Origin of the sequence: Rhodococcus sp. CH91 (assembly GCF_022554085.1) — a bacterium.
Taxonomy (GTDB): Bacteria; Actinomycetota; Actinomycetes; order Mycobacteriales; family Mycobacteriaceae; genus Rhodococcus.
Window position 1 is genome coordinate 139,330 of record NZ_JAKFYR010000003.1, and the last position, 26,880, is coordinate 166,209.

Annotated in this window: 23 protein-coding genes; 16 read left to right on the plus strand and 7 right to left on the minus strand. The window is 64.5% G+C overall.

Annotated elements, in window-relative coordinates:
- Nucleotides 1-32: 32 nt before the first annotated feature.
- A complete protein-coding gene (locus MOM01_RS07445) occupies nucleotides 33-1,277 on the minus strand; it encodes an ABC transporter substrate-binding protein (RefSeq protein ID WP_374112276.1) in 1,245 nt (414 codons plus the stop codon).
- Between the two features lie 536 nt (nucleotides 1,278-1,813).
- On the opposite strand from MOM01_RS07445, the gene MOM01_RS23295 reads away from it, so the two are divergent.
- Complete coding sequence (locus MOM01_RS23295) at nucleotides 1,814-3,676, plus strand: sensor histidine kinase (RefSeq protein WP_241384775.1); 1,863 nt, start codon at nucleotides 1,814-1,816, stop codon at nucleotides 3,674-3,676.
- A 51-nt stretch (nucleotides 3,677-3,727) separates the two neighbouring features.
- On the opposite strand, the gene MOM01_RS07455 is transcribed toward MOM01_RS23295, so the two are convergent.
- Nucleotides 3,728-4,660 (minus strand): SDR family NAD(P)-dependent oxidoreductase, encoded by a 933-nt coding sequence (locus tag MOM01_RS07455; protein WP_241384776.1) that lies wholly within the window; start codon nucleotides 4,658-4,660, stop codon nucleotides 3,728-3,730.
- Nucleotides 4,661-4,837: 177 nt separating this feature from the next.
- Here MOM01_RS07455 and MOM01_RS07460 point away from each other — a divergent pair, with 177 nt between their 5' ends.
- Nucleotides 4,838-5,230 carry a VOC family protein gene (locus MOM01_RS07460; protein WP_241384777.1) on the plus strand — a complete coding sequence of 131 codons (393 nt, stop codon included), beginning with the start codon at nucleotides 4,838-4,840 and terminating at the stop codon, nucleotides 5,228-5,230.
- A 17-nt stretch (nucleotides 5,231-5,247) separates the two neighbouring features.
- Nucleotides 5,248-6,039, plus strand: a complete 792-nt coding sequence (locus tag MOM01_RS07465; RefSeq protein WP_241384778.1) for an SDR family NAD(P)-dependent oxidoreductase — start codon at nucleotides 5,248-5,250, stop codon at nucleotides 6,037-6,039.
- Nucleotides 6,040-6,114: 75 nt separating this feature from the next.
- Here the strand turns inward: MOM01_RS07465 and MOM01_RS07470 are convergent, their stop codons facing one another.
- Complete coding sequence (locus MOM01_RS07470; protein ID WP_241384779.1) at nucleotides 6,115-7,158, minus strand: hypothetical protein; 1,044 nt, start codon at nucleotides 7,156-7,158, stop codon at nucleotides 6,115-6,117.
- Between the two features lie 261 nt (nucleotides 7,159-7,419).
- Here MOM01_RS07470 and MOM01_RS07475 point away from each other — a divergent pair, with 261 nt between their 5' ends.
- Complete coding sequence (locus tag MOM01_RS07475; RefSeq protein ID WP_241385112.1) at nucleotides 7,420-8,961, plus strand: ABC transporter substrate-binding protein; 1,542 nt, start codon at nucleotides 7,420-7,422, stop codon at nucleotides 8,959-8,961.
- An 89-nt stretch (nucleotides 8,962-9,050) separates the two neighbouring features.
- Here the strand turns inward: MOM01_RS07475 and MOM01_RS07480 are convergent, their stop codons facing one another.
- On the minus strand, nucleotides 9,051-9,866 hold the full coding sequence (locus MOM01_RS07480) for an SDR family NAD(P)-dependent oxidoreductase (RefSeq protein WP_241384780.1): 816 nt from the start codon (nucleotides 9,864-9,866) through the stop codon (nucleotides 9,051-9,053).
- The gene (locus tag MOM01_RS07485) at nucleotides 9,863-10,678 is read right to left on the minus strand and encodes an SDR family NAD(P)-dependent oxidoreductase (RefSeq protein WP_241384781.1); all 816 of its coding nucleotides are present in this window, start codon (nucleotides 10,676-10,678) and stop codon (nucleotides 9,863-9,865) included. The genes MOM01_RS07480 and MOM01_RS07485 overlap by 4 nt, the downstream gene beginning before the upstream one ends.
- Before the next feature lie 222 nt (nucleotides 10,679-10,900).
- Here MOM01_RS07485 and MOM01_RS07490 point away from each other — a divergent pair, with 222 nt between their 5' ends.
- From MOM01_RS07490 to MOM01_RS07515, 6 genes are read left to right on the plus strand one after another with little or no spacing between them, the layout of a single operon-like run.
- A complete protein-coding gene (locus tag MOM01_RS07490) occupies nucleotides 10,901-12,451 on the plus strand; it encodes an ABC transporter substrate-binding protein (protein WP_241384782.1) in 1,551 nt (516 codons plus the stop codon).
- Entirely contained in the window at nucleotides 12,451-13,395 is a 945-nt protein-coding gene (locus MOM01_RS07495; protein WP_277609417.1) for an ABC transporter permease, read from the plus strand. The genes MOM01_RS07490 and MOM01_RS07495 overlap by 1 nt, the downstream gene beginning before the upstream one ends.
- On the plus strand, nucleotides 13,392-14,339 hold the full coding sequence (locus MOM01_RS23300; protein ID WP_241384784.1) for an ABC transporter permease: 948 nt from the start codon (nucleotides 13,392-13,394) through the stop codon (nucleotides 14,337-14,339). The genes MOM01_RS07495 and MOM01_RS23300 overlap by 4 nt, the downstream gene beginning before the upstream one ends.
- The gene (locus MOM01_RS07505) at nucleotides 14,336-15,460 is read left to right on the plus strand and encodes an ABC transporter ATP-binding protein (protein WP_241384785.1); all 1,125 of its coding nucleotides are present in this window, start codon (nucleotides 14,336-14,338) and stop codon (nucleotides 15,458-15,460) included. Before MOM01_RS23300 ends, MOM01_RS07505 begins: the two co-directional genes overlap by 4 nt.
- Nucleotides 15,461-16,486, plus strand: coding sequence for an ABC transporter ATP-binding protein (locus tag MOM01_RS07510; protein ID WP_241384786.1), 1,026 nt, complete (start codon nucleotides 15,461-15,463; stop codon nucleotides 16,484-16,486).
- Nucleotides 16,483-17,538, plus strand: coding sequence for a hypothetical protein (locus MOM01_RS07515; protein WP_308196969.1), 1,056 nt, complete (start codon nucleotides 16,483-16,485; stop codon nucleotides 17,536-17,538). Before MOM01_RS07510 ends, MOM01_RS07515 begins: the two co-directional genes overlap by 4 nt.
- A 21-nt stretch (nucleotides 17,539-17,559) precedes the next feature.
- Here MOM01_RS07515 and MOM01_RS07520 read toward each other — a convergent pair whose 3' ends face one another.
- Nucleotides 17,560-19,014 (minus strand): FAD-dependent oxidoreductase, encoded by a 1,455-nt coding sequence (locus MOM01_RS07520; RefSeq protein ID WP_241384787.1) that lies wholly within the window; start codon nucleotides 19,012-19,014, stop codon nucleotides 17,560-17,562.
- A 278-nt stretch (nucleotides 19,015-19,292) separates the two neighbouring features.
- Between MOM01_RS07520 and MOM01_RS07525 the strand changes: the two genes are divergently transcribed.
- From MOM01_RS07525 to MOM01_RS07540, 4 genes are all read left to right on the plus strand, one after another.
- Nucleotides 19,293-20,735, plus strand: coding sequence for an MFS transporter (locus MOM01_RS07525; protein ID WP_241384788.1), 1,443 nt, complete (start codon nucleotides 19,293-19,295; stop codon nucleotides 20,733-20,735).
- Nucleotides 20,736-20,811: 76 nt separating this feature from the next.
- Nucleotides 20,812-21,978, plus strand: a complete 1,167-nt coding sequence (locus MOM01_RS07530; protein WP_241384789.1) for a Rieske 2Fe-2S domain-containing protein — start codon at nucleotides 20,812-20,814, stop codon at nucleotides 21,976-21,978.
- 118 nt (nucleotides 21,979-22,096) lie between these two features.
- On the plus strand, nucleotides 22,097-22,444 hold the full coding sequence (locus MOM01_RS07535; protein WP_085469123.1) for a hypothetical protein: 348 nt from the start codon (nucleotides 22,097-22,099) through the stop codon (nucleotides 22,442-22,444).
- Nucleotides 22,437-23,078, plus strand: a complete 642-nt coding sequence (locus MOM01_RS07540; protein ID WP_241384790.1) for a Dabb family protein — start codon at nucleotides 22,437-22,439, stop codon at nucleotides 23,076-23,078. Before MOM01_RS07535 ends, MOM01_RS07540 begins: the two co-directional genes overlap by 8 nt.
- A 72-nt stretch (nucleotides 23,079-23,150) precedes the next feature.
- Here MOM01_RS07540 and MOM01_RS07545 read toward each other — a convergent pair whose 3' ends face one another.
- Nucleotides 23,151-24,071, minus strand: coding sequence for an alpha/beta hydrolase (locus MOM01_RS07545; protein ID WP_241384791.1), 921 nt, complete (start codon nucleotides 24,069-24,071; stop codon nucleotides 23,151-23,153).
- Between the two features lie 210 nt (nucleotides 24,072-24,281).
- Here MOM01_RS07545 and MOM01_RS07550 point away from each other — a divergent pair, with 210 nt between their 5' ends.
- Both MOM01_RS07550 and MOM01_RS07555 read left to right on the plus strand, forming a co-directional pair.
- Nucleotides 24,282-25,319: an alpha/beta hydrolase gene (locus MOM01_RS07550; RefSeq protein WP_241384792.1), complete on the plus strand. Its 1,038-nt coding sequence runs from the start codon at nucleotides 24,282-24,284 to the stop codon at nucleotides 25,317-25,319.
- 54 nt (nucleotides 25,320-25,373) lie between these two features.
- Nucleotides 25,374-26,828 carry an FAD-dependent oxidoreductase gene (locus tag MOM01_RS07555; RefSeq protein ID WP_241384793.1) on the plus strand — a complete coding sequence of 485 codons (1,455 nt, stop codon included), beginning with the start codon at nucleotides 25,374-25,376 and terminating at the stop codon, nucleotides 26,826-26,828.
- Nucleotides 26,829-26,880 lie beyond the last annotated feature (52 nt).

Below are 26,880 nucleotides of genomic sequence, written 5' to 3' on the forward strand. Positions count from 1 at the left end.
TGTGCGTCCTTGTGAGATTCGAGCCGGTACCGTCAGCCCGTGACCGTGAGATCCACAGGAATGCCCTGCTCGTTGATCTCACCGATCAGCATCTGCGACGAGCAGATCGACGGCATGGCCGGGAAGGCAGTTCCGTTGCAGGTGAAAGCGATGCCGCCGCCTGCCGGCATCTCGACGTTCTCACTGGCCCGAAGCGCCTCGCGGATCGACGCGGCGTTCACCTCGCCCGTGATGCCCTCCGTCGCGCCGGCAAGAGCCATCACGGTCTGGTAGCCGGTGGAGCCGTATCCCGTGGGGGAGAGATCGGGGGCGTACTCCGCGAGAATCGAGCGGAACAACACGGTGTCCGGCCGGTCGGACAGCGCGTCGGTCGCGGTGATTCCGATATTGCCCTTCACATTGTCGATGCCGATGGCCTTGACCACGTTCTCGTCCAGACAGGTGGGGATCAGCACCTTCTTCACGGTCGGTGCCGTGGTCTGCACTGCCTTCAACACCGAAGTGCAGGTGGCGGCATCACCGATGAAACTGACGCCTTCGGGATCGTTCGCCAGCCCCGAGGTGACGACAGGGGTCGGATCCGGGATGCCCAGAGCCACCGGAACCACGTCGAGTCGAACTCCGAAGCCTTCGAAGATCGGCTTGCCCATCTGGTCGATCATCGCCGCGATTCCGCCGCCGTCGCTGGCGAACATGGTGAACGTCGACATGCCTTCCCGCTGTGCCGCCGTCGCGGCCGCCGTCAGGGTTCCGGGCAGACCGGCGGAGAGCGAGGCGACATCGGGCGACGTCAACTCGATCGGCGCGACCCCGTTGAGCGTGACGTACGGGATGCCGGCCCCGATGACGATCGGAACGATCGCGGGCCCCATGGATGTGCCGGGCGACAGCACGGCTGCCACCTTCTGTTCGACGAATTGATTCGCACAGGCTGTCGCCGAGGTGGGCTCCTCCTGCTGCTTGCAGACGACGAGCTCGACCGGACGGCCTGCGAGTCCGCCACCGTTGTTGTTGAGGTACTCGACCGCAGCCTCGGCCCCCTCCCGCATCTCCGGCAGCGATACCGCCGCACCGCCCTCCGTCGAGACGAAGCCGATCTTCACCGGCTCGCCGTTCGCCGGTTCGCTCGGCAGTGCGGAGGTGGACGACATGGCCGCCGCTGCCTCGCTCTGCGGTTCGTCACCGGCACAGGCTGCGGCTCCGAACATTCCGGCAAGCATCAGCGCGCTCGCACCTGCAATCGTCCTGAACTGTCGATTCCGACCGTTCGAATTCATAACTCGGACTCCTTCACACGAGGGGACGCCCGATCCCGTGAGATGCGGGGCACATATTTACGGATAAGTGATCCAAGTCACTTCCGAGGTGGGCGGTGAATTATGTGCGGATCTCCGAGCGCAGTGGACGACGATCTCCCGTTCAACGGGATGCCCTCGGGCAGGCGCGAGCTCGGCCGACGTGCGGACCCACCCTGTGCCTGACGCGCCTCGTCACGATCGCACTGCAGTACATCGATACACGATTCGTGTTCCCACGGTCCGCTCAGCGGGAACTCGGGGTTCGTTTCTCCGACTCCGAGCGCCATCCTCCACGTCGGCGCCGTTCGAGCCGAGATCCGGAGCCGTGGAACGCATATGAGAACTCACGACCGAGCCACTGCGAATCGTAGGAGCACTCTGCCCGGCGTGAACCACCTCGGGTGCAGGGCCCGGACGACATGAGGAAAACGATGAATCGACAGCGGAGACGACGACTACCGAGGCCCTCGCGACTCTCGAACTGGAGGCTGGTCCACAAACTCGCTGTTCTGCTCGTGATACCCCTACTTGCCGCTGCTGCACTCGGCGCGCTACGGGCCGGGGCGAAACTCGACGAAGCCCGGCGCTTCGACACACTGTCGGAACAGATCGCGGCGATCCCCGCTCTCTTCGACTTCTCCTATGTCGTCATTGCCGCCTCCACCTCGATCACTCTGGGACTACCCACCATCGCCGATCAGGAGCAGATCGCCGAGTCGACCCGGAACCTCGAACTCCATGCCGATCCGGAAGTCCTCGGAACTGCGATTGCCGGGAGCATCGCGCGACTCGTCGACGACGGACGCGCACTCCACGAATCCGCATACGGTCGCAGCGTCTCCACGAAAGAACTCGAACGGCTCACGGTCGATTTCCTGAGCCGATGCGAAGGGGTGTTTCGCGCGGTGCTCGACCTCGCCGAGAACACCGAGGTGCTGACCGCCGGAACCGACATGCTCAATGCATGGACAGCTCAACGGACGCTCCTCGACCAGGCGAACGCGCTGGGGCTTCTCGTCGCCAACCCGGAGGCTGCACTCATCACTGCGCAGAGAGCCATGCATGTCGAGGAATCGACCCTGGGACTTCTTCGGGGAACGTCTCTCGACAACGGACGAATCGACGAGTTGCTCGACAACCTGTCCCTCCGGCAGAGGCAGCTCGCCGGGATGGTGTCCGATGGAAACTCCGAGACGGAACTCGAAGGAACGATGCTGGCGGCATTCACTCCTTACGAGGAGATGAACAGCCGTGCCGTCGAGCAGATCACGTCGACGCTGGACCGGCTGACGTCGAGCTCCCGCGCGGTGGCCATCAGGGACGCGGCTGTCGTCGCCGCCACCCTTACGATCGCGCTCGCCGTCGCCCTCGCCGTGGCCCGCGCCCTGTCCGTGCCACTCAGACGACTGCGCGACGGCACTCTTGCGTCCGCACACCACGAACTTCCCGCTGCCATCGAAGCGGTCAAGAACGGCGCCGACGTCGACACCGTGCGGCTCCATCCGATCGACGTGCATACGAGCGAGGAAATCGGGGAGGTTGCCCGGGCCGTCGATTCGATGAACTCCGAAGCGCTACGCCTGGCCGGCGAACAAGCACATCTTCGGCGTCAGGTGGCGATCATGTTCGAGACATTGGCTCGAAGGAACAAAACACTTGTAGACCGGCAACTGTCATTGATCGAGGCCTTGGAATACCAGGAAAAGGACCCCGCGAGGCTGCAGAGCCTGTTCTCGCTCGACCATCTTGCGGCACGAATCCGCCGGACCGGTGACTCCCTGCTCGTCCTTTCCGACTCCCGCCCGCAGACTCGTGCGGCACCCACTCCACTCGGCGACATCCTTCGCGGCGCCGTCTCCCAGGTCGAGGACTACCAGCGTGTCCGCATCGGCAGGACACCGAGCGGCTATCTCGTCGGTGCCGCGGTCACCGACGTGGTTCATCTGCTCACCGAACTCGTCGACAATGCACTACGCGCATCGCAACCCCCGTCATCGGTGAACTTCGAGTTCTCGGCCGCCGTCGGTGGGGGCCTTCTGCTCGAGATCGCGGATTCCGGTGTCGGGATACCGCCGGACACTCTCGACGAGATCAACACTCGCCTCACTGCCGGCGACGATGCCGACGTCTCCGCTCCTCGCCGAATGGGCCTGTACGTCGTGGGACGCCTCGCTGCACGCAACGGTATGAGCGTGCGACTACGGCGCACCTTCGATTTCGGTTCGAACGCCGGTATCACTGCGTCCGTGTATTTCCCGCCGGAACTTCTCGTCGAAGTGGAACACGACACTCCCACCCGGATGACGGAACGTCCCCGTCGACTGCACCTGCCCGACGGATGGGCACGACATCTCGACGAACCGGAGACCCTTCGGTAGGCGTTTCCATCGGACGCACGTGAACAGAAGAGATCGGGACCCCTGCTCGGCCTAGAACACCGAACCGACACCGTCCTGCCACGGGACCCGCGGGTCGAGCATGACTTTGTCCAGCGCATTCCGCGCGACGATGTAGTTCTCGGTGCTCATGACCACGTCGAGATTGTCGCGAATCCCCTCGAGAGACAGTTCTCCCGGCTCCGCCTGGAATCCTGGCGTTATTCCGACGAATACTCTGCGCATGTGATCTCCGCCGACGGCGAACATCTCGCCCGACACGGCCGCGTCCTCGTGCGCCAGATACGCGACTGCGGGTGCCGCCGATTCGGGTGGGTAGTACTTCGCCATGCCTGCAGAGATGGTGTCCCCCATGAGCTCTGTCATTCTCGCGGCCGCTGTGGGCATCACGCAGTTGACCTTGATGTCCTTGTGGTCGGCCGCGGCACGATGCGCCAGATTTCTCGTCAGACCCCACGTCGCGCCTTTTGCTGCGGGATATCCGGCCGAACTCCGCATTCCGAGGAACGCCGCCGACGAGACATTGACGATGCGGCCGTAACCGCGATCCCACATGTGCCGCCATACCGCACGGGTGACGAAGAATGTCCCGCCCGCCGCGACCATCAGGTCTGCCTGGTACTGCTCGTCGGTATTCTCGTCGATCGGTCCACGAGAGACGACCGAGCCGGCATTGTTCACGACGATATCCACTCGCCCCCACGTCTCGAGGGCCTGAGAAACGATGGCGGCACCACCGGGCCCGGTTGCCACGGAGTCGAAGTTGGCTTCGGCGACGCCCCCTGCGTCGACGATCTCCGCGACCGTCCGCAACGCCGGTCCCCGGTCCGATCCCGTGCCGTGGATACTGCCCCCGAGATCGTTCACGAGCACTGTGGCTCCACGCTCCGCGAGCAACAGAGCGTACGCGCGCCCCAGACCGTTACCGGCTCCCGTGACAACGGCAACGCGACCATCGAATCTCATCGTCTCGGACATGTCTCCTCTTTCAGTCGGCCTACCGACTACGAGAATTCTCGAAACATACTGAGCCGCATATGCAATGAACCACTCAGTGGAACTTCGACTTGCCGCGTGGAGTCACCCCCCGGCGAAATACACACGAACATCCTCGAATCACACGACGATCCGGCAGGGAGATCCATGGACACGGGCACACGTTTCGCTTTCACGAAGATATTCGTCGAGGACATTCAGGCCGAAGCCGACTTCTACGCCGCGGCTTTCGGCATGAAGGAGAAGAACAGGCTCACCGTGGGTCGAGGGAACGACGCCGTGGAGGAGATCATCCTCACCAGTGGCCGGGGGGACGACTCCTCACTGATCGTGTGGCGGTACGTCGAGCGCCCCACTCCCCCGGTAGGAGAGTCCGTACTCGGATTCAACGTGACCGACATCGCCGCCACCGTGCGCGCGGTCGAAGAGGCAGGCGGGACTGTCGATACACCGATCGAGGAGATGCCCGACATCGGGTTCGCGGTGGCTTTCGTCAAGGACCCCGAAGGACATCTCATCGAGATCGCCCAGAATCTGTAGACAGGAAAGGGCGATACATGCGCACGCTGACAGGAACGACGGCAGTTGTCACCGGAGGTGCGTCGGGTATCGGCGCCGCGGTGGCACGTGAACTGGCGGAATCCGGAGCCCACGTCGTCGTCGGCGACATCTGCGTCGAAGCAGGCGAGGGCGTCGCATCGGAGGTCGGGGGGACGTTCGTCCGATGCGACGTGAGTGATCCCGAAGCAATTGCGGAACTTGTCGATACCGCGATCGGCCTGGCACCGCTGCGCCGTGTCGTGACTTCCGCCGGCATCGGACACACCGAACGAATCGTGGCGGTGAACGACAACGACGTACTCCTGCACGATCTCGCCGCATTCGAACGCGTACTGCGGATCAACCTTCTGGGAACGTTCGCCGTGATACGGCGTGCAGCCTCGGCGATGGCGCTTCAGAAACCGGACGACACCGGTGAGCGTGGATCCGTTCTCATGGTCTCGAGCGTAGAGGCGTTCGACGGCCAAGCGGGCCAGGTCGCCTATTCGGCCGCGAAAGCCGCTCTGGCCGGTATGACCTTGCCTTTGGCACGCGATCTCGCGGAATACGGCATACGCGTCAACACGATCGCGCCGGGGTTCGTCGATACTCCGATCTACGGCGCATCCGATGCATCCACCGCGTACAAGGCGCGACTGGCCGAGGACGTCCTGTTCCCCCGGCGCATGGGCCGGGCGGACGAGGTCGCGGCGCTGGCGACGACATGCCTCGACAATTCCTATCTCAACGCGGAGACGATCCGAGTCGACGGCGGGATACGGATGCGTCCGACTCTGCCGGCACGGTGACCTGCCCACGCAGCACATACCTTCGGCATCCGCTCTTCCGTGTCCGGCGTGAGCCGGGCACGGAAGAGCGATCGCTCATCGCACTTCGAGCGGTGCTTCCGCCGGATAACGACTGGGCGCCATCTTGTAGAACTCCGTCAATCGTGCAACGAACCCCATGTCGTTCATCGGGTCGCTCGGTTCGTCGATCGCATGCCCCTTGGCTCGCATGTCGTCGATCAGCATTCCGAACACCTTGTCGGGATTCAGGTCGTCGGTGTGGTCCTGGTAGCGACGAACATCGTCGATATCGTCGAACAACAAGGCCGTGTAGTGCACGAGCAATCGTATGTCGGCCTCACCGAATCGGCGAATCTCTTCGTCACCGTTGCGAACGGACCACTCACCGTCGGCGACTGCATGCAACTCGGTCTTCATGTCCAACTCGGGATAGTCCCGCTCGTCCCTGGCTCCGTTGGATTCCCTACGGTGATACATCCGGGAATTGTCCGTGAGGAAGGCGGTATTCCAGAACGGAGCCGCGATCCGGGCAGGATCCTCGTCCGGGCCGTCCGGCCAGTACGTGAAGCCGCCGTCGATGTCGGACCTGTTGAAGTAGGTGAGGACCTGGGCCGACTTGACCTCCCACGCATCGAAGAGCCCGGATTTCGACATGATCGCCAACAGCCAGATAGGTGTGTTGAACAGTCCCATGCCGCGGAAGACCGCGGTGTCGAAATGGCCCGGATCGAAACTGTGCGAGGGGCCGCACAAGTTGAAGAGCAGGTCGTGTGCCATGCCGTACTTCGCTCCGTGGAGCGACCGTGCAGTGTCGAGAAGCTTGCGTCCGAAGTAGATGTCGTGTAGGTCGGGGTAGAAGACCACGCCGTCGTTACCGAGGAAGCCCCGGAACACCGGAGCGACGAAGTCCGACAATTTCGCGTCCGGCTTGCGGTCTTTTCCGCCCGAGATCGCGAGATACTCCTCCGTCGAGGAGAAATGATGAGCAAGAATCAGGCGCCACGGTCCGTTTTCCCGGATCACGGAGAAGATCGTCGCGATCTCTTCCGGTGTATAGAAGTTGTCGATCACGGAAGGCGGTGCCACGGGGATCATCGGATGGCGCTCGAGGGTAGTCATGGGGGCTCCTCTCTGCCGCGGCATCAGCCCGGCGGAACGGCAATCCGGTTCACAGTAGGCACTTTCGATCGCGTCGGTTCAGATCGGATTCCACGGAGCGGGAGGTTGCCGTCGACTTCACCCTGTGCGCATCGCATCCGCCCGGTGGGTGGAACGCCGGGTTCGCCGCACCGGTACCTCTGTGGCCTGATCGTCGGAGAAACGAGCATTCCCGTGCGCAGTGCCGATCGACAACCTGTATCCGAGGAGACGAATGTGAAGATGCGTCCACGAGCCGCTGCTGCGATCGGGACGGCCGTAGCCATGGCCGTGTTGTCCACCGGATGTTCCGGCTCCTCCTCTCCTGCCGGCGCATCGTCCGCGGAACCCCAGCGTGGGGGCACCCTGACCTACGCTTTCAACACCGAGGCGCAATCCGTGGATCCGGCCACGTGCGCGATCGGTGTGGGCATGCATCCGTGTCAGGCGATCTACGGCGCATTGATGTACTACGACCCCGAAAGTCGCGAGTTCGAGCCGGGGCTGGCCGAATCCTTCACCACCGACGACGGAAGGACATGGACGCTGACGCTTCGGCCGAACCTGACTTTCACCGACGGTACCGCCCTCGACGCCTCAGCCGTCGCGTTCAACTGGGATCGCATCCTCGATCCTGCCCAGCTCTCCCGTGCTGCCACTGTGGCACGGACCCTCCGATGGGAGGTCGTCGACCCGCTGACGCTTCGGGTGGTATCGGAGGACGTGAACTACCAGCTCCCCCTTGCCCTGACCGAAGACCTCGCATTCGTCGGGTCCCCTGCTGCCATCGAACGGAAGGGGGCCGACTACGGCAGCGCTCCTGTCGGTGCGGGACCGTTCACCCTCACCTCCTGGGCCCGGGGAACCGAGATGGTCCTCGACCGCAATCCCGGCTATTGGGATCAACCCCGCCCTTATGTCGATCGCCTCGTGATCAAGACGATCCCCGCTGACGATCAGCGATTCAATGCATTGCAGGCAGGGGAGGTGGACGTCATGACCGTCACCCTCGACAAGTACGCGGACCGCGCCGAGAACGCGGGGATGCGGGCCGTCCGGACGAGCATGCTCGGTGGGACCGGTTTCCGGATGAGCAGCCGCGGTGTGCTGTCGGATCGCGACCTGCGCACGGCGATAGACAAGTTGGTCGACAACGAGCAGATCATGAACGCCGTCTATCCGGGCGAGCCCACCGCCACCGGGTTCACCCCCGAGGACAGTCCTCTCCACAGCCCGGGATCCGCGTGGCCTGCCCGCGACGTCGAAGGTGCTCAGGCACTCGTCGACGGATATCGCGCACGGAACGGCGGAGCGGAGGTGGAACTGTCGTTGAACATCTCTGCCGGCAGTCCGGTCCTGACCCAGGTCGGCGAGCTGCTCCAGGCTCAACTGCAACAGGTCGACGGCCTGAGGCTGAACATCGAGCCCCTCGACGGAAGCGCTTATGCCGCGGCGCTGAACTCCGGGAATTACGACCTCATCATCGCCTCCGTGGGCGGCGCCCATCCCGAGAATCTCTACAAGGTCTTCCACACGGAAGGCGCTTCCAACGGTGCGGGACTGTCGGAGCCGGCCGTCGACGAGGCACTGGACATCACGCGCGCCTCCGGCGATCCGGCTGTCGTCGAGAGTGCGTACAAGACAGCGATCGAGCAGATCGTGTCGGCGTCCACCTACCGCTTCTGGCGGCATGCGACGGTCAGTCTGTTGAGCCCCGACGATGTCCAGGGCGTGCGGCCCGCCTACCAGTATTGGTTCCGCCCGGAACTGGCCTGGTTCCGGTAACCCTGCGCTGCCTCCGGTAGAACACGGGACTGTGCCCCGGCTCCTCGAGGAGCCGGGGCACAGTCCGATCGGATCCGGGCGCAGAACGATCAGAGCTGAGCGCGGACCTTGTCGACCCGCTGCTGCCAGACGTCGAACCATTCGGGGTGCGAGAAGATGTGCGTCTTGCGCTCCGCGAGGGCATCGACGACCAGGGCGGCGAGGTCCTCTGGTGAGATACCTTCCTGCTCGAGTGTGCTGTAGACGGTTTCTCGTCTGTCGTTCAACCCGGGATCGGCGACCGCGCGCGGTACATGGCCGGCAGGGGCGTTGCGTTCATCGTTGCGGATCTCGGTAGCCGTGTAGGCCGGGCACAGGACTGCAACCCCGACGTTCGGGTGCTCGATCGCGAACTCGTTCGCCAGACATTCCGACAGCGCTACAACACCGGCCTTGGTGGTCTTGTAGGTTGCCTGGTACGGACCGGACGTGAATCCGGCCATCGACGCCGTGTTGACGATGTAGGCCTCGTCCTGCGCCGCAAGGATCGGGAGGAAGATCCTGCATCCGTGAATCACTCCCCACAGATTGACTCCGATCGTCCATTCCCACGTCGCATGGCCGACGGTGTCGAACCGCTGTGTGCCACCGACGCCTGCGTTGTTGCACAAGATGTGCACCGCACCGAACCGAGCCACGGCAGCATCAGCAAGCGCCTGAACCGAGTCCACCCGCGCCACATCGGTCTTCACCGCCAGCACGTCACCGAGCTCGGACAGCTTCGCCTCCGCGACGGCCAGACCGTGCACATCGATGTCCGCGATCACGACCTTCATTCCCTCTTCGAGGAAACGGGTCGCCAGTCCCAGGCCTATCCCGCTCGCCCCACCTGTGACGACCGCGACGCGACCCTGCAGATTCCTCATACTTGCGCCCTCACCTTGTCGACACGTTCCTGCCATCGGTCCAGCCATTCCGGATGCGGGAAGATGTGCGTCTTACGCTCTGCCATCCCGCGAACCACGAGATCGGCGACGGCGTCCGCCGAAATACCCTCCTTCTCGATCATCGAGTCCACCGCCTCCCGGAGCTCGGCCGTCGCAGGATCCGCCAGACTGCGCGGCACATGACCCGCGGGAGCATTGCGCTCGTCGTGGCGAATCGACGTCGCCGTGTAGGCCGGGCACAACACGGCGACCCCGATGTGGGGATATTCCTTCGCGAACTCGTTCGCCAGAGCCTCGGACAGCGCGACCACACCGGCTTTCGACACCGTGTAGGGCTGCAGATACGGGCCGGTCAGGAAGCCGGACATGGAGGCCGTGTTGACGATGTACGCCTCGTCCTGCGCCGCGAGGAGAGGCAGGAAGATGTGGCAGCCGTGCACGGCGCCCCACAGATTCACGCCGAGGGTCCAGTTCCAGGTTGCCAGGCTCGTCGTCTCGAATCGCTGTAGACCTCCGACACCCGCGTTGTTGCAGAGGACGTGAACGGCTCCGAACCGGTCCATCGTCGCGTCCGCCAGCGCCTGAACCGAATCCGGGTCGGCGACATCGGTATCCACGGTCAGAACCTCACCCGAACGGGACAGTTCCTTCTCCGCTCGGGCCAGGCCGTCACTGTCGTTGTCGGCGACGACGACCTTCATCCCTTCCTGGAGGAATCTGGTCGCCAGCCCGAACCCGATCCCATGTGCACCGCCGGTGACGACCGCGATGCGACCGCACAGTTCCTTCATCGTTCTCCGCTCCGTCGACCTGAGCCGTGTCGCGGATTACGAACACGACTCGGCAATTACTGTGATCCATAAAGATATTCACACGACCACCGAGCCACCCGACCACCCACTCAGTGGAACAATCGGTTCGGCCTTCCTTGTGACCTGTGACCTAATGCACTCATTGTCTTTGGTCTCCGTTCGCCCCCGCGCCTGACCCCCGATGTCGTCGAGGAGAGTGCTGTGAAGATTGGTCCGCGTCCGACAACGGCCGCCTGTATCGGTGCTGCCGTCGCCTTGCTCGTGTCCGCGTGCGGCGGTGAAGCGGCGTCTTCCGCGTCGCCTGCCGGCGACCCCGTACGCGGTGGCACGCTGGTGTATTCGTACAACACCGAGGCACAATCGGTCGATCCCGCAACCTGCGCCATCGGCATCGGGGTCGGTCCGTGTCAAGCGGTATACGGCGCGTTGCTCTATTACGACCTCGAGACCGGAGAGATCGAACCGGGCATGGCGGAGTCGTTCACCACCGAGGACGGCAGGAACTGGACCCTGAAACTGCGGCCCGGCCTGAGCTTCACCGACGGCACTCCGCTCGATGCAGCCGCCGTCGCGTTCAACTGGGACCGCATACTCGATCCGGCACTTCTATCGCCGAGCGCCTCCGTCGCCAAGACCATCGACTGGGAGGTCGTCGATCCGACGACCCTGTCGGTTACATCGAAGGAGGTCAACTACCAACTCGATTTCGGCCTCACCGAGGCACTCGCATATATCGCCTCCCCCACCGCGATCGAGACGAAAGGCGCCGACTTCGGCAACGATCCGGTAGGCGCGGGCCCCTTCACCCTCACGTCGTGGGCGCGCGGCACGGAGATGGTCCTCGACCGTAATCCGTCCTATTGGGACCAGCCCCGTCCGCATGTCGACCGCCTTGTGCTGAAGACGATCCCCGCCGACGACCAGCGGTTCAATGCCCTACAGGCCGGCGAAGTCGACGTCATGGCGGTCACCGTGCAGAAATATGCCGAACGGGCGGAAAGTGCGGGCATGAACGTCGCTCACGGCGCCCTGCTCGGAGGCACAGGGATCCGGCCGAGTCATCGCGGCGCACTCGCCGATCCCGATGTCCGCACCGCCATCGCGAAGCTGATCGACAACGAGCAGATCATGAACGCCGTCTACCCCGGCGAACCTGTGGCGTCGGGTTTCGTCCCGGAGGACAGCCCGTTCCACGATGCGGCCTCGCTCTGGCCCGCACGCGACGTGGAAGGCGCCCAGCAACTCCTCGACGGTTACCGCGCCCGTACCGGCACCGGCGATATCGAGCTCACGTATGTCCTCACCGCCGGGAGCCCGGTGCTGAGCCAGACGGCCGAATTGATCCAGTCCCAGTTGCAGCAAGTCGACGGTCTGCGCGTGCGCATCGTGTCTCTCGAAGGTGCTGCTTTCGCGGGCGCACTGACCTCCGGCGACTACGACCTGATCGTCAGCGCTCTCGGAGGTGCCCATCCCGACAATCTCTACAAGGTGTTCCGTACCGGAGGGTCGTCCAACAACTCGGGCTATTCGAACCCGACCGTCGACGAGGCTCTCGATCTCACTCACACATCGAACGACCCAGCAGTGGTGGAGAGCGCATACAAGACGGCGATCAACGAGTTGGTGGCCACCAACGCCTATCGCTTCTGGCGCCACGCCCGCACCGACCTGATCAGCCCGGCGAACGTTCACGGCGTCGAAGTGGCGTACCAGTACTGGTTCCGTCCCGAACTGGCGTGGATTCAGCAGTGATGTACCGGTCCGCAGTGCGGCAGATCGCAAAGCTCGTCGCGGTTCTCGCCCTGGTGAGCGTGACGACGTTTCTTCTCCTGGAGACGATCCCGGGCGATCGTCTCGCTTCGGTCCTGCCCGAGGGCGCGAGTCCGGAGATGCGTGCCGCTGCCGAAGAGAGGTTCGGGCTGAACGGGTCGCTCGCCGAACGCTTCACGGCGTGGCTCGGCGGTGCGCTCCAGGGTGACCTCGGACGTTCGATGCACTCCCAGGTTCCGGTGACGGAATCGATCCTCGAGCGTTTGCCCGTCACCCTCGAACTCGCGATGTCGTCGATTCTTCTCGCACTGCTCATCGCCATCCCTGTCGGTGTCTACTCGGGTTATCGGCCCGGCGGCATCGTGGACCGTATCGCGACGTTCCTGTGTTCGATCACCCTGTCGATCCCGAGCTTCCTCCTCGGCGTGCTGCTCGTGTTCGTCTTCGCGGTGACACTGTCGGCCCTGCCGGTCACCGGATGGACACCACTGTCCGAAGGACTCGTGCCCCATCTACGCAGCCTTGTTCTCCCGGTCGTGACACTCGCTGCAGTCGAGACGGTGGGTTTCATCCGCCTTCTCCGGAACGACATGGTGGCGACGCTGCAACAGGACTTCGTCCTGTCTGCCCGGGCACGAGGACTGTCCACACCACGGATCCTGCTCGTCCACGCGCTGCGTCCCTCCGCGTTTTCACTACTCACGGTGATGGGCGTGTCGCTCGGCCGACTGATCGGAGGGACGGTGATCGTCGAGACGCTGTTCTCGCTCCCCGGCCTGGGCACCCTGGTGATCACTGCGATCACCGGCAGGGATTTCCTCCTGGTGCAAGGCATCGTCCTCGTGGTGGCCGTCGCGTACGTGTTACTCAACGCCCTCGTGGACCTGACCTACCCGCTTCTGGATCCGAGAGTGAGGACTTCGTGAGCCACAGCCTCGACAAACCCGCCTCGGTCGTCTCCGAGGAACGGCTTCCGATCCTCGATCCGCAGGACGGTAGCGCCCCCGTCGACGAACTCACTCCGCCATCGGCCGAAGTGGAACCCGCCGGGCGTCGCCGCCGCCGGGACGTCGGGGCATTCTTCGGCGGATGCTGGCTGGTGACGATCGTGCTCGCCGCGCTGTTCGTCGACCTGCTGCCCTTGCCGGCTCCCGATGTCGTGGGAAATCTGTATTCGTTACCCCCCTTCCAGAATGCCGAGCACATCCTCGGTACCGATCAACTCGGACGCGATCAACTCAGCCGCGCGCTGCACGGTGCACGGATCTCCTTGGCAGTCGCGATCGGTGCCACCCTGGTGGCGATGGTGATCGGTACCGCCGCGGGTCTCATCGCGGGGTATTTCCGTCGCGCATTCGACGTCGTCTTCGATCTGTCCACCAACACGATCCTCGCCTTCCCGCCGTTGATCCTCCTGATCGCGCTGGTCGCGCTGCGGGAACCGAGTGCGGTGACTCTTGCGATCGGACTCGGCGTCGTCGGGGCTCCGACGTTCGCGCGTATCGCCCGTGCCAACACCATCGCCTATGCGGATCGCGAATTCGTCATCGCGGCGAAGTCCATGGGATCGAGCAGCACTCGCATACTCCGCCGGGAGATCCTGCCCAACGTGCTGCTGCCGGTCGTCTCGTTCGCCACCGTCGTCGCAGCCACCCTCGTCGTCGCCGAAGGGTCACTGAGCTTCCTCGGACTCGGTGTCCCTCCACCGGCACCGAGTTGGGGAGGAATGATCGCCGCCGGACGGGAGAGTCTCTACGAGAACCCGGCTCTGGTGCTCGTCCCGGGCGTGTTCTTCTTCCTCACGGTGTTCTCCCTCAATCGGGTCGGTGACTGGGCTCGAGGACGCGTGGGCCGGGAGTCGTCGCTGTGACCGTCAACGGAAAGGACATCGACGCTGTGACTCAGGTACTGCAGCAGGACACCGGGACACCGACGCTGGCGGTGACCGATCTGCGTGTCTGGTTCGATACACCGCGCGGCATGGTCCGGGCGGTCGACGGCGTCACGCTCGACGTCGCGCCGGGACGCACACTCGGGATCGTCGGCGAATCCGGTTCCGGCAAGTCGGTGCTGTCGAGGGCCGTGATGAACATCCTCGCTCCGAGTGCCGTGGTGCGGAGCGGCTCGAGGATCGAATTCGAAGGTCGCGACACTGCGACTCTCAGCCGGGAGGAAGCCCGGAAGCTGTGGGGTGCGCGGATCGCCATGGTGTTCCAGGACCCGATGACTTCGCTGACTCCGGTCCTCACGATCGGCTCACAGCTCACCGAGACCCTGCGCCGGCACCTTCCGATGAGCAGGTCCGAAGCTCTCGCCCGCGCCGAGGAATTGCTCGAATGGGTGGGCATCCCCGAACCACGCAAACGTTTGACACAGTACCCGCACAATCTATCCGGAGGCATGCGTCAACGCGTCGTGATCGCCTTGGCGCTGGCATGTTCGCCGCGACTGCTGATCGCCGACGAGCCGACGACGGCACTGGACGTGACGGTGCAACACCAGATCCTCACTCTGCTCGAACGACTGCAGCGCGAGCAGGGCATGGCGATGGTTCTCATCACGCACGACCTCGGCGTCGTTGCCGGAAGGTCCGACGAGATCGCGGTGATGTACGCGGGGCGAGTCGTCGAGCAGGCACCGACCAAGGTCCTGTTCCAGGAAATGAGGCACCCCTACACCCGTGCGCTGGTGGGGTCGATTCCCCGGATCTCCGATCCCAGCCATACCCGGCTGCGCGCGATTCCGGGCCGGCCACCCACCGTCGTCGATCCCCCGCCGGGATGCGCGTTCGCGGCGCGGTGCCCCCACGCACGACCGCGTTGTCTCGTCGAGACACCGGTACTGACCACGGACGGAACGACCGGCGACCGGCACCGGCACGCCTGTTTCCACCCCGTCGGTACACCTGCCGGGGACGACGCGTGGACCACCAATCTGGACGAAGGGCGGACCGCCGCCGGTCTTCCCGTGGACTCGAGGAGCGTGCTCTAGATGGCCGGCACAGGAACCGCACATCTACGGGAAGCGGACAGCCACGATCTGCTGCTCACGGTCCGCAATCTGGTCGTCGAATACGACACCGGGCGCACCGGGAAGGTGCACGCCGTCTCGGACGTCAGCTTCGATATCGAACGCGGCGAAACCCTCGGCGTGGTGGGCGAATCGGGTTGCGGAAAGTCGACCGTCGCCAAAGCCGTCATGCAATTGCCGCGACCCACCTCGGGAGAGGTGAAATTCAAAGGTGTCGATCTGACTGCGATGTCTCCGCGTGAATTGCGTTCGGCGCGGCGCACCCTTCAGATGATCTTCCAGGATCCCATTTCGTCGCTCAATCCTCTGCGCAAGGTGCGGCACATCGTCGCCGAAGGATTGGATGTCGCCGGTGGACGCAGCCGTGCAGAGAAGCAGGCGATGGTCGACGACATCCTGTCCGTGGTCGGCCTCGACCCGGCGGGCGCGGGAGACCGGCGACCCCACGAGTTCTCCGGCGGTCAGTGCCAACGCATCTCGATCGCACGCGCCGTGGTGGTGGAGCCCGAACTGGTGATCTGCGACGAACCGGTCTCTGCTCTCGACGTGTCGGTCCAAGCCCAGATCCTCAACCTGCTCGAGGACATGAAGGAACGGTACGGGCTGACGCTGTTGTTCATCGCTCACGATCTCGCTGTCGTCAAGAACGTCAGCGACCGGGTGATGGTGATGTACCTCGGAAAGATCTGTGAAGTCGCGTCACCGGACCTGCTCTATGCCGATCCGCTGCACCCGTACACCGAGGCCTTGCTCTCGGCGATCCCCGAACCCGATCCCGATGTCGCCCCGAAGCAGCTCACCCTGTCGGGTGATCTGCCGTCCCCTCTCGATCCGCCGAGCGGGTGCCGGTTCCGCACGCGATGCCCTCGTGCGCAGGCCTTGTGCGCAGAGAAGGAGCCGCAGATGCGCGAGTTGCGACCCGCACACTACGTCGCATGCCATTTCCCGCTGGATACCAGTTCCGGCCGGGAAGGATCGATATCGTGACCGCAGGCCGTCACCCGATGATCCCCGTCGCGCCTCCCCTGTTCCTGGAGGACATCTATACGGCCGACGAGCAGACGATCCTCTTCGACATCGTCCGACACCGCGGACCGTGGCAACTGATTGCAGCGCAGCATTTCTCCTCGGCTGAGGAGTACATGGCCGTCGCCGGCCCCAAGAATCGCGGCCGGGACGTCGACCTGGAATTGTCGGATCTGCTGACGCCGACCTTCCGCGGCTATATCGGAAACTACGGCGTGGCTCTCGAACCTTCTGCGCACGACATCTGTTACAGCCGTCGGCTTCTCGATCTGATCAGGGAGATGCACGGCGCGGCGTACGCGATCCCGAACAGTTTCCTGTTCAACCTCCGCGCTCCTGCCCACAGCTTCGACGCAGGCCATTTCGACAGTCCGAGCTGGCGCGGGATGGACAAGTTCGATACTCCCACCTGGTTGTCGAGCGTGATGGCGAAGTCCGGTCTTTTCGAAAGGTGGGAGCTTCGGTCCGGTCAGGTGATCGCCTACTTCTACGACTCCGACGTCGACGGGGGATTCACCTACTGGCCCGACGGACCCGACAGGCCGCCCGCGCGGTTCACGGCTCCGTTCCGGAACAGCGGGATCCTCACCCACAACGAGAAGATGTTCCACCGCGGTGAAGCGAGTGGACCTCGCTCCAAGCGGACGGTCCCGGGCCTGCGGCTCGACTCGACGATTCGCGGCGTAGGAACGAGCGAGTGGGCGATCCACAACGGCAGCGAGGAAATCGCCAGATATCACGACAGCGAGATGCGCTTCCTTTTCCATTACGGAGCATTCGTTTTCGAAGACCTCGCGGATGTGCGCCGCTACTTCGAGCACACCGACGATCTCTCACTCGATCTCACGGTCGAGATGTTCCGCGAGGATCTGCGCAGCCGTGGCATCGAGTGTCCCGAGCCGTCGGATCCGCTGCACGATCGGGAATTCGTATCGGTCCTCACCCGTGCGTATGCGATGGCACCGGCCGAGTACCCGGCCGATGCACCGCTGGATGTTCCGGGAGTGGTGTGAGCTGGTGCGGCGCTCTACCGCCTACCCGCGTGCGGCACCGACACCTGCCCGCCGGCCGAAGAAACTGCCGTCTCCGAGGCTGGCACCACTGGCGTAACCACCGGCGCAGACACCCGCGGTGCACCGCCCGGCCGCGAAGAGACCGGCTATCGGCTCTCCCGAAACATGCAGCACGCGGGAGTCCGTATCGGTCTTCAGGCCACCCAGGGGAAACCCGCTCGTCATACCGCGCAGGTCGAACCCTGCGATCGGCGTTCCGATCGGCCGCACCCATTTCTCGTTCTTGAAGAACAACGGGTCGGATCCGTCCTCGGCGTGCATGTTGTAGACGTCCACGGTCGAGGTCAGCGTGCCGGTGGGCAGTCCCATCTCCTGTTCCAGTTCACCGGCGCTTTCGCACACCCAATCAGGCTGCGGGAGCGGAGGACCCGATTGCAGCGCTTCGTCGTACGCGTCCTGATCGAGGATCAGGAAGGCTTCGTTGTTCTGATGGAAGAGGATCGCTTGCCCGATCCGCCCCGGATAGGTGTCTTCCGCGATGAACCGCTGCCCGTGCGCGTTGACGAGGATTCCGCGGACCATGAGCTGAGGTGAGGTGTGGACGGCGACCTCCGCAGCGTCCATGTGGGCCGTCGCAGCACCGAGTGCTTGTCCGATCCGGATCGCCCGGCCGTCGTGCGCGTCGACAGCAGACCCGGGACGTCCGAGGAGGGCCGGCACGTAGTCGCGCACCATCTCCTCGTCGAATGCGAAGCTTCCCATCGCGAGCACGACACCGCGGTGGGCGCGGATGGCGATCGTCCTGCCGTACCGGCGCGCGACCACGCCCACGACCCGGCCATCGTCGTTCACGACCACGGTCAGGACCCGGATGTCGTATTCTGCTTTCACACCCAGCTTTTCGGCTGTTTCGACGAGTGGCTTCATCAGCATGTACCCGCCCCCGCGTTCGCCGGTCTTCTTGTTGTCCATCTTCGGCAGATGTCCTCGCGGCGCCGGAGGAATCACACCCGCGAACGGTGCGGCATTCTCTCCCCCGGAGTACATCAGCCCTTCGTCGTGCGCCGGCTCCCAACCGGGCTCGCCCCAGAATTCCTCCTTGAACGGCACCCCGGCTTCGACCAGCCAGTTGTAGTGGTCGACGCTGCCCTCGCAGTACGCGTCGATCTTTGCCTCGTCCACAGCGGGGCCGAGTGCAGCCTTCATGAAGGTCTTCATGTTCTCGACCGTGTCGTCGAAGCCACACGCCTTCTGCAACGGGGTTCCGCCGCCGAGGTAGATGAATCCACCTGCCATGGACGCTGCGCCGCCCCAGCCACCGGATCGTTCGAGGACGAGGACGTCGGCGCCGGCACGTGCAGCTTCGACAGCAGCAGTGACACCGGCAATTCCGTAACCGGCAACGACGACGTCGGCGGAGAGATCCCACGTCGAGATCTCGGACTCGGATAGGGGACGGACGGAATCGTCGGACATCGCGTTCTCCTCGGGGTAGCGACAAGGCGGATCGGCCGCACCGTCCCACTCCTCCCACACGAAAAGGGATGGATTGTCCCGCTCAGTGGTCGGTGAGCGAGGCACTCACGATGGTGACCGCCGACACTCGTCCCGAATCGGTTCGATCGGCGTGAGCCGACGGAGAACGACGGTTTCGCCGCAGCGGGCGGTGAAACCACCCTCGCCTCGTCTCAGGAGGACAACGGATGTCCGATCCCTCAACCCCGCCGCCCGGTGGTCGTCTCGATCGTGCAGCGGTGACCAGATCCACGACCTTCATCATCGCTGCCCTGGTCCTGGCGGAATGTGTGAGCGCCTTCGAGGCCGGGATGATCTTCATCGCCCTGCCGCGGTTCGGCGAGATCTTCGATGCACCGGCCTCGACGACCGGGTGGGCGGTGACCGCCTTCATGCTCGTCGCCGCGACGACGGCGCTTGTCGGCGGCCGCCTCGGTGATCTGTACGGCCGCAAGAAGGTCTTGATCATCGCGATGATGGCGTCGACACTCGGCTCCGTCATCAGCGTCTTCGGCGATTCGATGGGTGCGATCATCCTCGGTCGAGGCGTGCAGGGCGTCGCCGGCGCGATCCTGCCGCTCTGCTACGGGCTCGCACGAGAGACACTTCCGCCGGGCAAGGTGTCGCTCGCCGTGGGATACATCAGCGGCGCGGCCCTGCTGGCCGGCTCGGGCGGCTATTTCGTCGCGGGAGTCCTGCTCGATGTGGCCGACTGGCACATGATCTTCGTCTTCGCCGCCGTTCTCGCCGTCGTCGCGTCCGTGGTCGCGGCGTTCGCCCTGCCCGGCAGCCACACACGCACGGAGCTCCCCCGGTTCGACTATCTGGGCGCTGCACTGCTGACCCCGGGCCTGGTAGCCCTGCTCTACGGCATCACGCAGGGGCCGACATGGGGTTGGACCAGTGTGGGTGTGCTCGCCCTCATCGTCGGGGGTCTTGCCGTCCTGAGTGTGTGGACCGTATGGGAATTGCGTCTGGCAGAACCCCTCGTCAACCTCCGCGCACTCGCGAACAAGCAGATGACCCTCAATCTGATCGGCGTAGCAGTTCTGGCTCTCGGTCCTGTCGGAGCCGTCCAGATCGTCACTCCGATGATTCTCCAGGCTCCGGCCTCCCTGCCCGTCGGACTCGGTATGTCGGCCACTGTGGCGGGTCTCATCGGCGGTATCGGCGCGATCGTCGGATTCGCAGCGTCCCCGATCGCAGGAGTGGTCGCAGGGCGCTGGGGCGGCCGGACCGCGTTCTTCATCGGGGCCGCCCTCTTCGCCGTGGCCAACCTCTTGATTCTCGTCGGCCACAAGTCGCTGCCGGTCATGATCGCTGTGTTCGTCGTTGCTGCTGTCGCAACAGCATTCGCCTATACCGGCTACCCGAAGATCGTCATCGAATCCGTACCGGAGGACGTCACCAGCGTCACGACCGGAGTGCTGGCCACCGCGCGCCAGGCGTTCTCCGCCATCAGCGTCGCCATCGTGTCGGTCATGATCTCGCTGTGGACGGTGCCGGGGACGACCATGCCGACGTCGGCGTCGCTCAGTCTGGCAGTCGGCTGGTTCGTGCTGTGCTCGCTGGTAGTGGCGGCGATCTGCTTGTTCATCGGCCGGCCGCAGCAGGCGCACGCTGTCGACTCGCCCGTGAGCAGCGACCAGGACGGCGTCGACATGTCCGGCACCACAGTCTGAAAGCGAACCCTGTTCACCACGCAGACGGTGACAACCTCTGCGCCCGCCCCACATTTCGATCCGTCCGGAGGACACAATGTCACACAGCACAGCAGAGAACAGAAACGACGAGATCCGCGAAATCGAGGCGGCGGCTCCGCCTGCTCGGTTCGCCAGGGGGTGGCACTGCCTCGGACTCGCACGAACCTTCCGGGACGGTAAGCCGCATCAAGTGGACGCCTTCGGCACCAGCCTGGTCGTTTTCGAGACCGGCAAGGGAGAACTCGCGGTGCTCGACGCCTACTGCCGGCACATGGGCGGTAATCTCGCCCAGGGAACGGTCAAGGGCGACTCCATCGCATGCCCGTTCCACGACTGGCGATGGGGCAGCAACGGCCGCTGTACAGACATTCCCTACGCCCGCCGCGTGCCGCCGCTGGCAAGGACGCGGGCGTGGCTCACGCTCGAACGCAACGGCCAGCTGTTCGTCTGGCACGATCCGCAGGGCAATCCTCCTCCGGCCGACGTGACGATTCCCGAGATCGAGGGTGTCGGCTCGTCCGAATGGTCGGACTGGACATGGAATTCCATCCTCATCGAGGGATCCCATTGTCGTGAGATCGTCGACAACGTCGTCGACATGGCGCACTTCTTCTACGTCCATTACGCCTTCCCCGTGTTCTTCAAGAACGTTTTCGAGGGCCACGTCGCGACCCAGATCATGCACTCGAAGGGCCGCCAGGACATGGAGCTCGGGACCAACTACGGAAACCCGGATATCCCCAACAAGTCGTACGCCTCGTATTTCGGACCCTCGTACATGATCGACTGGCTCGAGAACGAGTCGAGCGGCCAGAAGATCGAAACCGTTCTCATCAATTGCCACTACCCGGTGTCGGACAACTCCTTCGTCCTGCAATACGGCGCGATGGTGAAGAAGCTGCCGGGGCTGAGCGATGCCGAAGCCGACGAGATGGCCGCGCAGTTCGCGGCAGGCGTGGAGGTCGGGTTCGAGCAGGACGTCGAGATCTGGAAGAACAAGGCGCCGATCGACAATCCGCTGTTGTCGGAGGAGGACGGCCCGGTGTATCAGCTCCGCCGCTGGTACAAGCAGTTCTACGTCGATGTCGACGACGTCACCGAAGACATGACCAGGCGTTTCGAGTTCGAGATCGACACGGATCGAGCTGTGTCGAGCTGGAAGCGAGAGGTCGAGGAGAACATCGCCCGAGCGAGCGCCGACCAGGTCGACGCGAACCTGTGAAGTTGATGGCAGGCCCACACGACAACCGTGTGGGCCTGCTTGTTTCTATCAGGAAAACCCTCCCGCGAAGCGGGATGCACCCCTGCCGAGAAGCCCGGTCGTCCGTAGGGTTTCCGGTATGGCAGACGAGAAGATCTTCGTGGTCGACCGTGTGGTCACGAAGCCGGGATGTGCACGTACGTTCGTCGACCGATACGTCGCCGAATACGTACCGGGGGGACGTGGACGAGGAATGACGCTCGACCGGATTCTCGTCAGCCCTCCACTCTGGTCCGACGACGAAGCCAACATAGTCACCATCACGTGGTCGGTCGACGGCGTGACGTCGTGGTGGAACATGACCCGACAGGGACGGCGAGACCCCGAACTCGGACGGTGGTGGTCGGATATGAACGAATACATCACCGAGCGCTCCCGGACGATGGCCGCCCAGGCCGCCGACATCGAAGGACTCGCCGATGCATAACGTGGTCAGAGTCGTCCATTTCGACGAGTCCGCAAGCACGTCGGAACGCGCCGCATACATCGACGCCGTTCGAATCGCCGCCAAGGAACTCGACACCGTCGGACACTTCGTCGCTCCCACCCTGCCCGGCGTGATCAACGGCGGCGATGTCCTGGTCCACCTTCGCTTTCCCTCCGCCGAGACCGCCGCTCGGGACATCTGCCGTTTCGACGCCACCCTCCGTGCGCCGATCGCGGCATATGTGGACGGAGTCGGCTATCCCGCTTCTCCGGCACGCACACGCCCGGACGAGCCTCGCACGGTCTACCGGGTGCTGCTGGTGCGGGTCGATCCCGGCAGCCCCACCGAAGCCGTCGAGGAATTCGAAGGCGACCTGTTGAAGATGCCGGGATACATCCCCTCGATCGTCGCATGGCGGCTGAGCCGGGTAGCCGATTCGGTGGGCCGCACCGAATGGACGCACGTGTGGGAGCAGGAGTTCACCGATCACGACGCTCTCATGGGGCAGTACCTGAATCATCCGGTTCACTGGAGCATCGTCGATCGCTGGTTCGATCCGGAGTGCCCTGAATTCGTTGTCCGCGATCGGGTGTGCCACACCTTCTGCGCTGTGGACGACATCGCGATCGAGTAGAACACTGCCGAACGACGACGAGCCCTCGGACCATCGATGATGGTCCGAGGGCTCGTCCTCAGTGGAGCGACCTCACTCGAACAGTGAGCGCATCATCTTCCAGATCTCCTGCCGTGCAGGCTCCGTCAACGACAGCGACGGAAACGTCAGGAAGCCGTGGAAGAGACCGTCGAATCGTCGGTGCCGAACGTCGACCCCGGCTTCCGCGAGTCGTTGCGCATAGTCGTCACCGGCCGAGCAGGGCGGATCGAGTTCGGCCGTGACGACGACGGCCGGCGGAAGCCCGGCGAGCGAATCGGCCCGCGTCGGGATCACGCGGGGGTCGTCGGTGCCGTCCGGCGCGTACTGCTCCCAGTACCACTTCATCGCCTTGGTGGTGTTGTAGTACCCCGACCCGTACTTCCGGTACGACTCCGTGTCGAAATCGTCGTCGATGACCGGATAGAACAGTGCTTGGCCGAACACTGCCGGCCCGCCGCCGTCGCGCGCTGCGATGGCCACGGTCGCGGCGAGATTTCCCCCGGCACTGTCACCTGCGAGCACGATGCGCGTGGGATCTCCGCCGTACACCGTGGCGTTGGCGGCCGCCCATTCGAGCGCCGCGTACATGTCCTCGTGCGCTGCCGGCGCGCGATGCTCCGGTGCGAGTCGGTAGTCGACGGACACGACGACGACCCCGACTCCCTCCGCCATCGAACGACAGAACTCGTCGTGGCTGTCGATATCGCAGAACACGAAACCACCGCCGTGGGCGAAGACCACCACCGGAATCTCGTCCTCGGGACGCTCGGGCCGATAGACGCGGAGCGCGAGGTCTCCACCGGGCCCCTCGATCGTGATGTCGTGCACGTCCCGCATGGCGGGCAGCTGTCGAAGAGGTGCACGACGACTGCGGATCAGGTCACGGAGTTCCGGAGGCGGAACCGTGGTGACATCCGGAAAGCCCGCGTCCAGGGCCTTCAACATGGACTCGACTTCGGGATGCAATGACATGTGGGTCTCCTCGATGTGGTGCGTTCGGCCACGCTAGGGCCGGGGCCGACGGGTCCGGAACCTGATCTCCCGGCCAGCGGTCGACCGAAATACGTCACGCTCAGTGGGACGACGCCTTCGATCGGACGGACCGGGCAGTGAGGATGAAGAGCAGTCCACACCCGACGGTCACCGATCGCCGGCGACCGGAGATCTGGAGGAAGCGACACCATGATTGCCGCTCACGGTACCGAGCCCGCACCCGACGACGACGTCTACGATCCCGACGTGAGGAAGCTGGTCGAGGCGATCCGCGCGCGACGCGTCGGTTCCTTGCAGGACACCGGGATCGAAGCAGCTCGCCACTCACTCGAGTCGATCGTCCGGCCCCCCGGCCCCGACATGCGCTCCGTGCAGACCAGGGATTTCACCGGCCCCCACGGCACCGTTCCCGTGCGCATCTACCGCCCTCACTCGACGCCCGATCGAGATGCACCCGCACTGGTCTGGTTCCACGGTGGAGGCATGATCATGGGCACTCTCGATTCGTTCGACCGTCTGGCGCGCGAGGTCGCGGAATCCGCGCGGGCCGTGGTGATCAATGTCGGTTACCGGCTCGCCCCCGAGCACCGATACCCCGTGGCCCACGACGAAGCCTGCGCGGCGCTCCGCTGGGCACACGACAACGCTCACGATCTGGGCCTGGATCCGGACCGTATCGGAGTCGGCGGAGACAGTGCCGGCGGTGGATTGGCCGCGGCGACAGCACTCCGGGCCCGCAACGAGGGCGGCCCTCGGATCGCTCAGCAGGTGCTGGTCTATCCCGGCCTCGAACGGCGGTGCGACCGGCCGTCGATGCGCCGCTTCGGCGACAGTCCGTTCCTCAGGGCCGAGGACATCGACTGGATGAAATCGTTGTATCTGGGCGACGATCCGGAAAAGGACGACGAGTACGGAACCCCGGTGCTGGCGACCGATCTGAGAGGGCTCCCTCCGGCCGTGGTGATCTGTGGCTACGCCGATCCCCTTCGGGACGGTGTGGAGGATTACGGGCGCCGCCTGCAGGAAGCGGGGGTGTCGACGGCCGTCATCCGGTATCCGGGGGTCGGGCACGGCTTCTTCATGCAGACCCACGCACTTGCACGAGCCAGGGAGGCGATGACGGAGGTCGGCGCCTTGGTCTCCGCACGTTTCGCTCAGCTCGCCCGAGTTCGATTTCCTCCCAGTGAGCAGACGATGGACGTGCGGGAATCCAGAACTGCCTCGTAGCTTTTCCGCGAGCGGTGCAACCCGGCTCGCTCGTAGACGCCCCAGGAGGCGACGATGTCCCGAGAGCCCGAATCGCAGACCGATGTCGAGCAGGTGGACGTGGTGGTCGTCGGCATGGGTGCCGCCGGCTGCGCCGCGGCACTGGCCGCTCACGATGCGGGCACCCGGGTGGTCGTACTGGAGAAGTCCGGAGCCGAGGAGGCCGGCGGGAATACGCGGGTGTCGGGCGGCGGATGGTTCCACCACGACGATCCCGAACGCGCCGCCGTATATCTGCGCGCACTGTGCGGCGACCGGGCGCTTCCCGAACCTGTCGTCGAGGCGTGGTCGCACGGAACCCGTCAGGTATCCGCGTGGGTGTCCTCTCTCGGTGTCGATGTCGGACCGCACGGTCACTACAACTCGGCCGGAGCGGAATATCCGGAGCTGCCGGGCAGTGAATGCTACGGCGGATTGCATTGTGTGGAAGGAATACTGGGACACGGACGGCTCTTCGCAGTCCTGGAGAAGGCATTACGCGATCGCGGAATCGATGTGCGGTACGAAACGCCCGCAACACGTCTGACGACCGACTCCGCGACAGGTTCCGTGACCGGCGTCGTCACCGCCGGCGGTGGACGCATCACCGCCGGGCGCGGCGTCGTGCTCGCCACCGGCGGCTTCGAAGGCGACCCCGAACTGGTGCGCACCCATCTCGGACTCGACGACGTACCGGTGTGGGGAAGCACCGCCGCAACCGGCGACGGCCTCCGTATGGCACAGGAGGTCGGGGCGGATCTGTGGCACATGGACAACATGATGGCGGTCAACGGCATCACCGACCCGGCCTCCCGCCACGGCTACTTCGCGATGTTCGTCCATTCACGTGGAGTGATCTGGGTCGACGAGACAGGCCGGCGCTTCGTGGACGAGTTCGTTCCGTCCGGGCACGGACAGGCGTTGATCGACGGAAAGTACGTTCTGCATCCGCATCGCCCCATGTGGGTCGTATTCGACGAGAACACCAGGTCGGCCGGTCCGATCAGCGGTTCGGCCGATGTCCTCCCGGTGGGATGGAACGTGCTGATGAACGGTTACCGGTGGAGCGCCGACAACATGGCGGAGATCGACGCGGGCTGGATCCAGCGTGGTGACACCCTGGAGGAGCTGGCTGCGGCGACAGGATTGCCCGCGGATGCTCTCGCAGAAAGCGTCTCGGCGTACAACGCTGCATGCACGGCGGGAGTGGACGAGCGATTCGGGCGTTCCGCTGCCACGCTGGCGCCACTCCTCGAGCCGCCCTTCTACGCCTACCGCAGCGGACCGATGCTGGCGTGGACCAACGGCGGTCCGCGTCGTGACGAACACGCTCGTGTACTCGATACAGATGGCGATCCCATCGAGGGGCTCTATGCCGCGGGCACGGTGAGCTCGACATTCAGTTGGGCCAAGGACGGCGGTTTCCACATTGCCGACGCGTTCGTGTTCGGTCGCATAGCGGGTGCCCACGCGGCTCGTCGTAGCGGCTGAGTTCGACGTCCGAACGGTCGGCGGATCGACCATCCGACCGTTCGGACATTTT

Coding starts and splice junctions, on each gene's coding strand:
- MOM01_RS07465 (WP_241384778.1), top strand. CDS start 5,248: ATGCGCACGCTGACAGGAACGACGGCAGTTGTCACCGGAGGTGCGTCG.
- MOM01_RS07555 (WP_241384793.1), top strand. CDS start 25,374: ATGTCCCGAGAGCCCGAATCGCAGACCGATGTCGAGCAGGTGGACGTG.
- MOM01_RS07520 (WP_241384787.1), bottom strand. CDS start 19,014: ATGTCCGACGATTCCGTCCGTCCCCTATCCGAGTCCGAGATCTCGACG.
- MOM01_RS07540 (WP_241384790.1), top strand. CDS start 22,437: ATGCATAACGTGGTCAGAGTCGTCCATTTCGACGAGTCCGCAAGCACG.
- MOM01_RS07510 (WP_241384786.1), top strand. CDS start 15,461: ATGGCCGGCACAGGAACCGCACATCTACGGGAAGCGGACAGCCACGAT.
- MOM01_RS07480 (WP_241384780.1), bottom strand. CDS start 9,866: ATGAGGAATCTGCAGGGTCGCGTCGCGGTCGTCACAGGTGGGGCGAGC.
- MOM01_RS07460 (WP_241384777.1), top strand. CDS start 4,838: ATGGACACGGGCACACGTTTCGCTTTCACGAAGATATTCGTCGAGGAC.
- MOM01_RS07495 (WP_277609417.1), top strand. CDS start 12,451: ATGTACCGGTCCGCAGTGCGGCAGATCGCAAAGCTCGTCGCGGTTCTC.
- MOM01_RS07545 (WP_241384791.1), bottom strand. CDS start 24,071: ATGTCATTGCATCCCGAAGTCGAGTCCATGTTGAAGGCCCTGGACGCG.
- MOM01_RS07470 (WP_241384779.1), bottom strand. CDS start 7,158: ATGACTACCCTCGAGCGCCATCCGATGATCCCCGTGGCACCGCCTTCC.
- MOM01_RS07455 (WP_241384776.1), bottom strand. CDS start 4,660: ATGAGATTCGATGGTCGCGTTGCCGTTGTCACGGGAGCCGGTAACGGT.
- MOM01_RS07530 (WP_241384789.1), top strand. CDS start 20,812: ATGTCACACAGCACAGCAGAGAACAGAAACGACGAGATCCGCGAAATC.
- MOM01_RS07445 (WP_374112276.1), bottom strand. CDS start 1,277: ATGAATTCGAACGGTCGGAATCGACAGTTCAGGACGATTGCAGGTGCG.
- MOM01_RS07485 (WP_241384781.1), bottom strand. CDS start 10,678: ATGAAGGAACTGTGCGGTCGCATCGCGGTCGTCACCGGCGGTGCACAT.
- MOM01_RS07550 (WP_241384792.1), top strand. CDS start 24,282: ATGATTGCCGCTCACGGTACCGAGCCCGCACCCGACGACGACGTCTAC.
- MOM01_RS07475 (WP_241385112.1), top strand. CDS start 7,420: ATGCGTCCACGAGCCGCTGCTGCGATCGGGACGGCCGTAGCCATGGCC.
- MOM01_RS07535 (WP_085469123.1), top strand. CDS start 22,097: ATGGCAGACGAGAAGATCTTCGTGGTCGACCGTGTGGTCACGAAGCCG.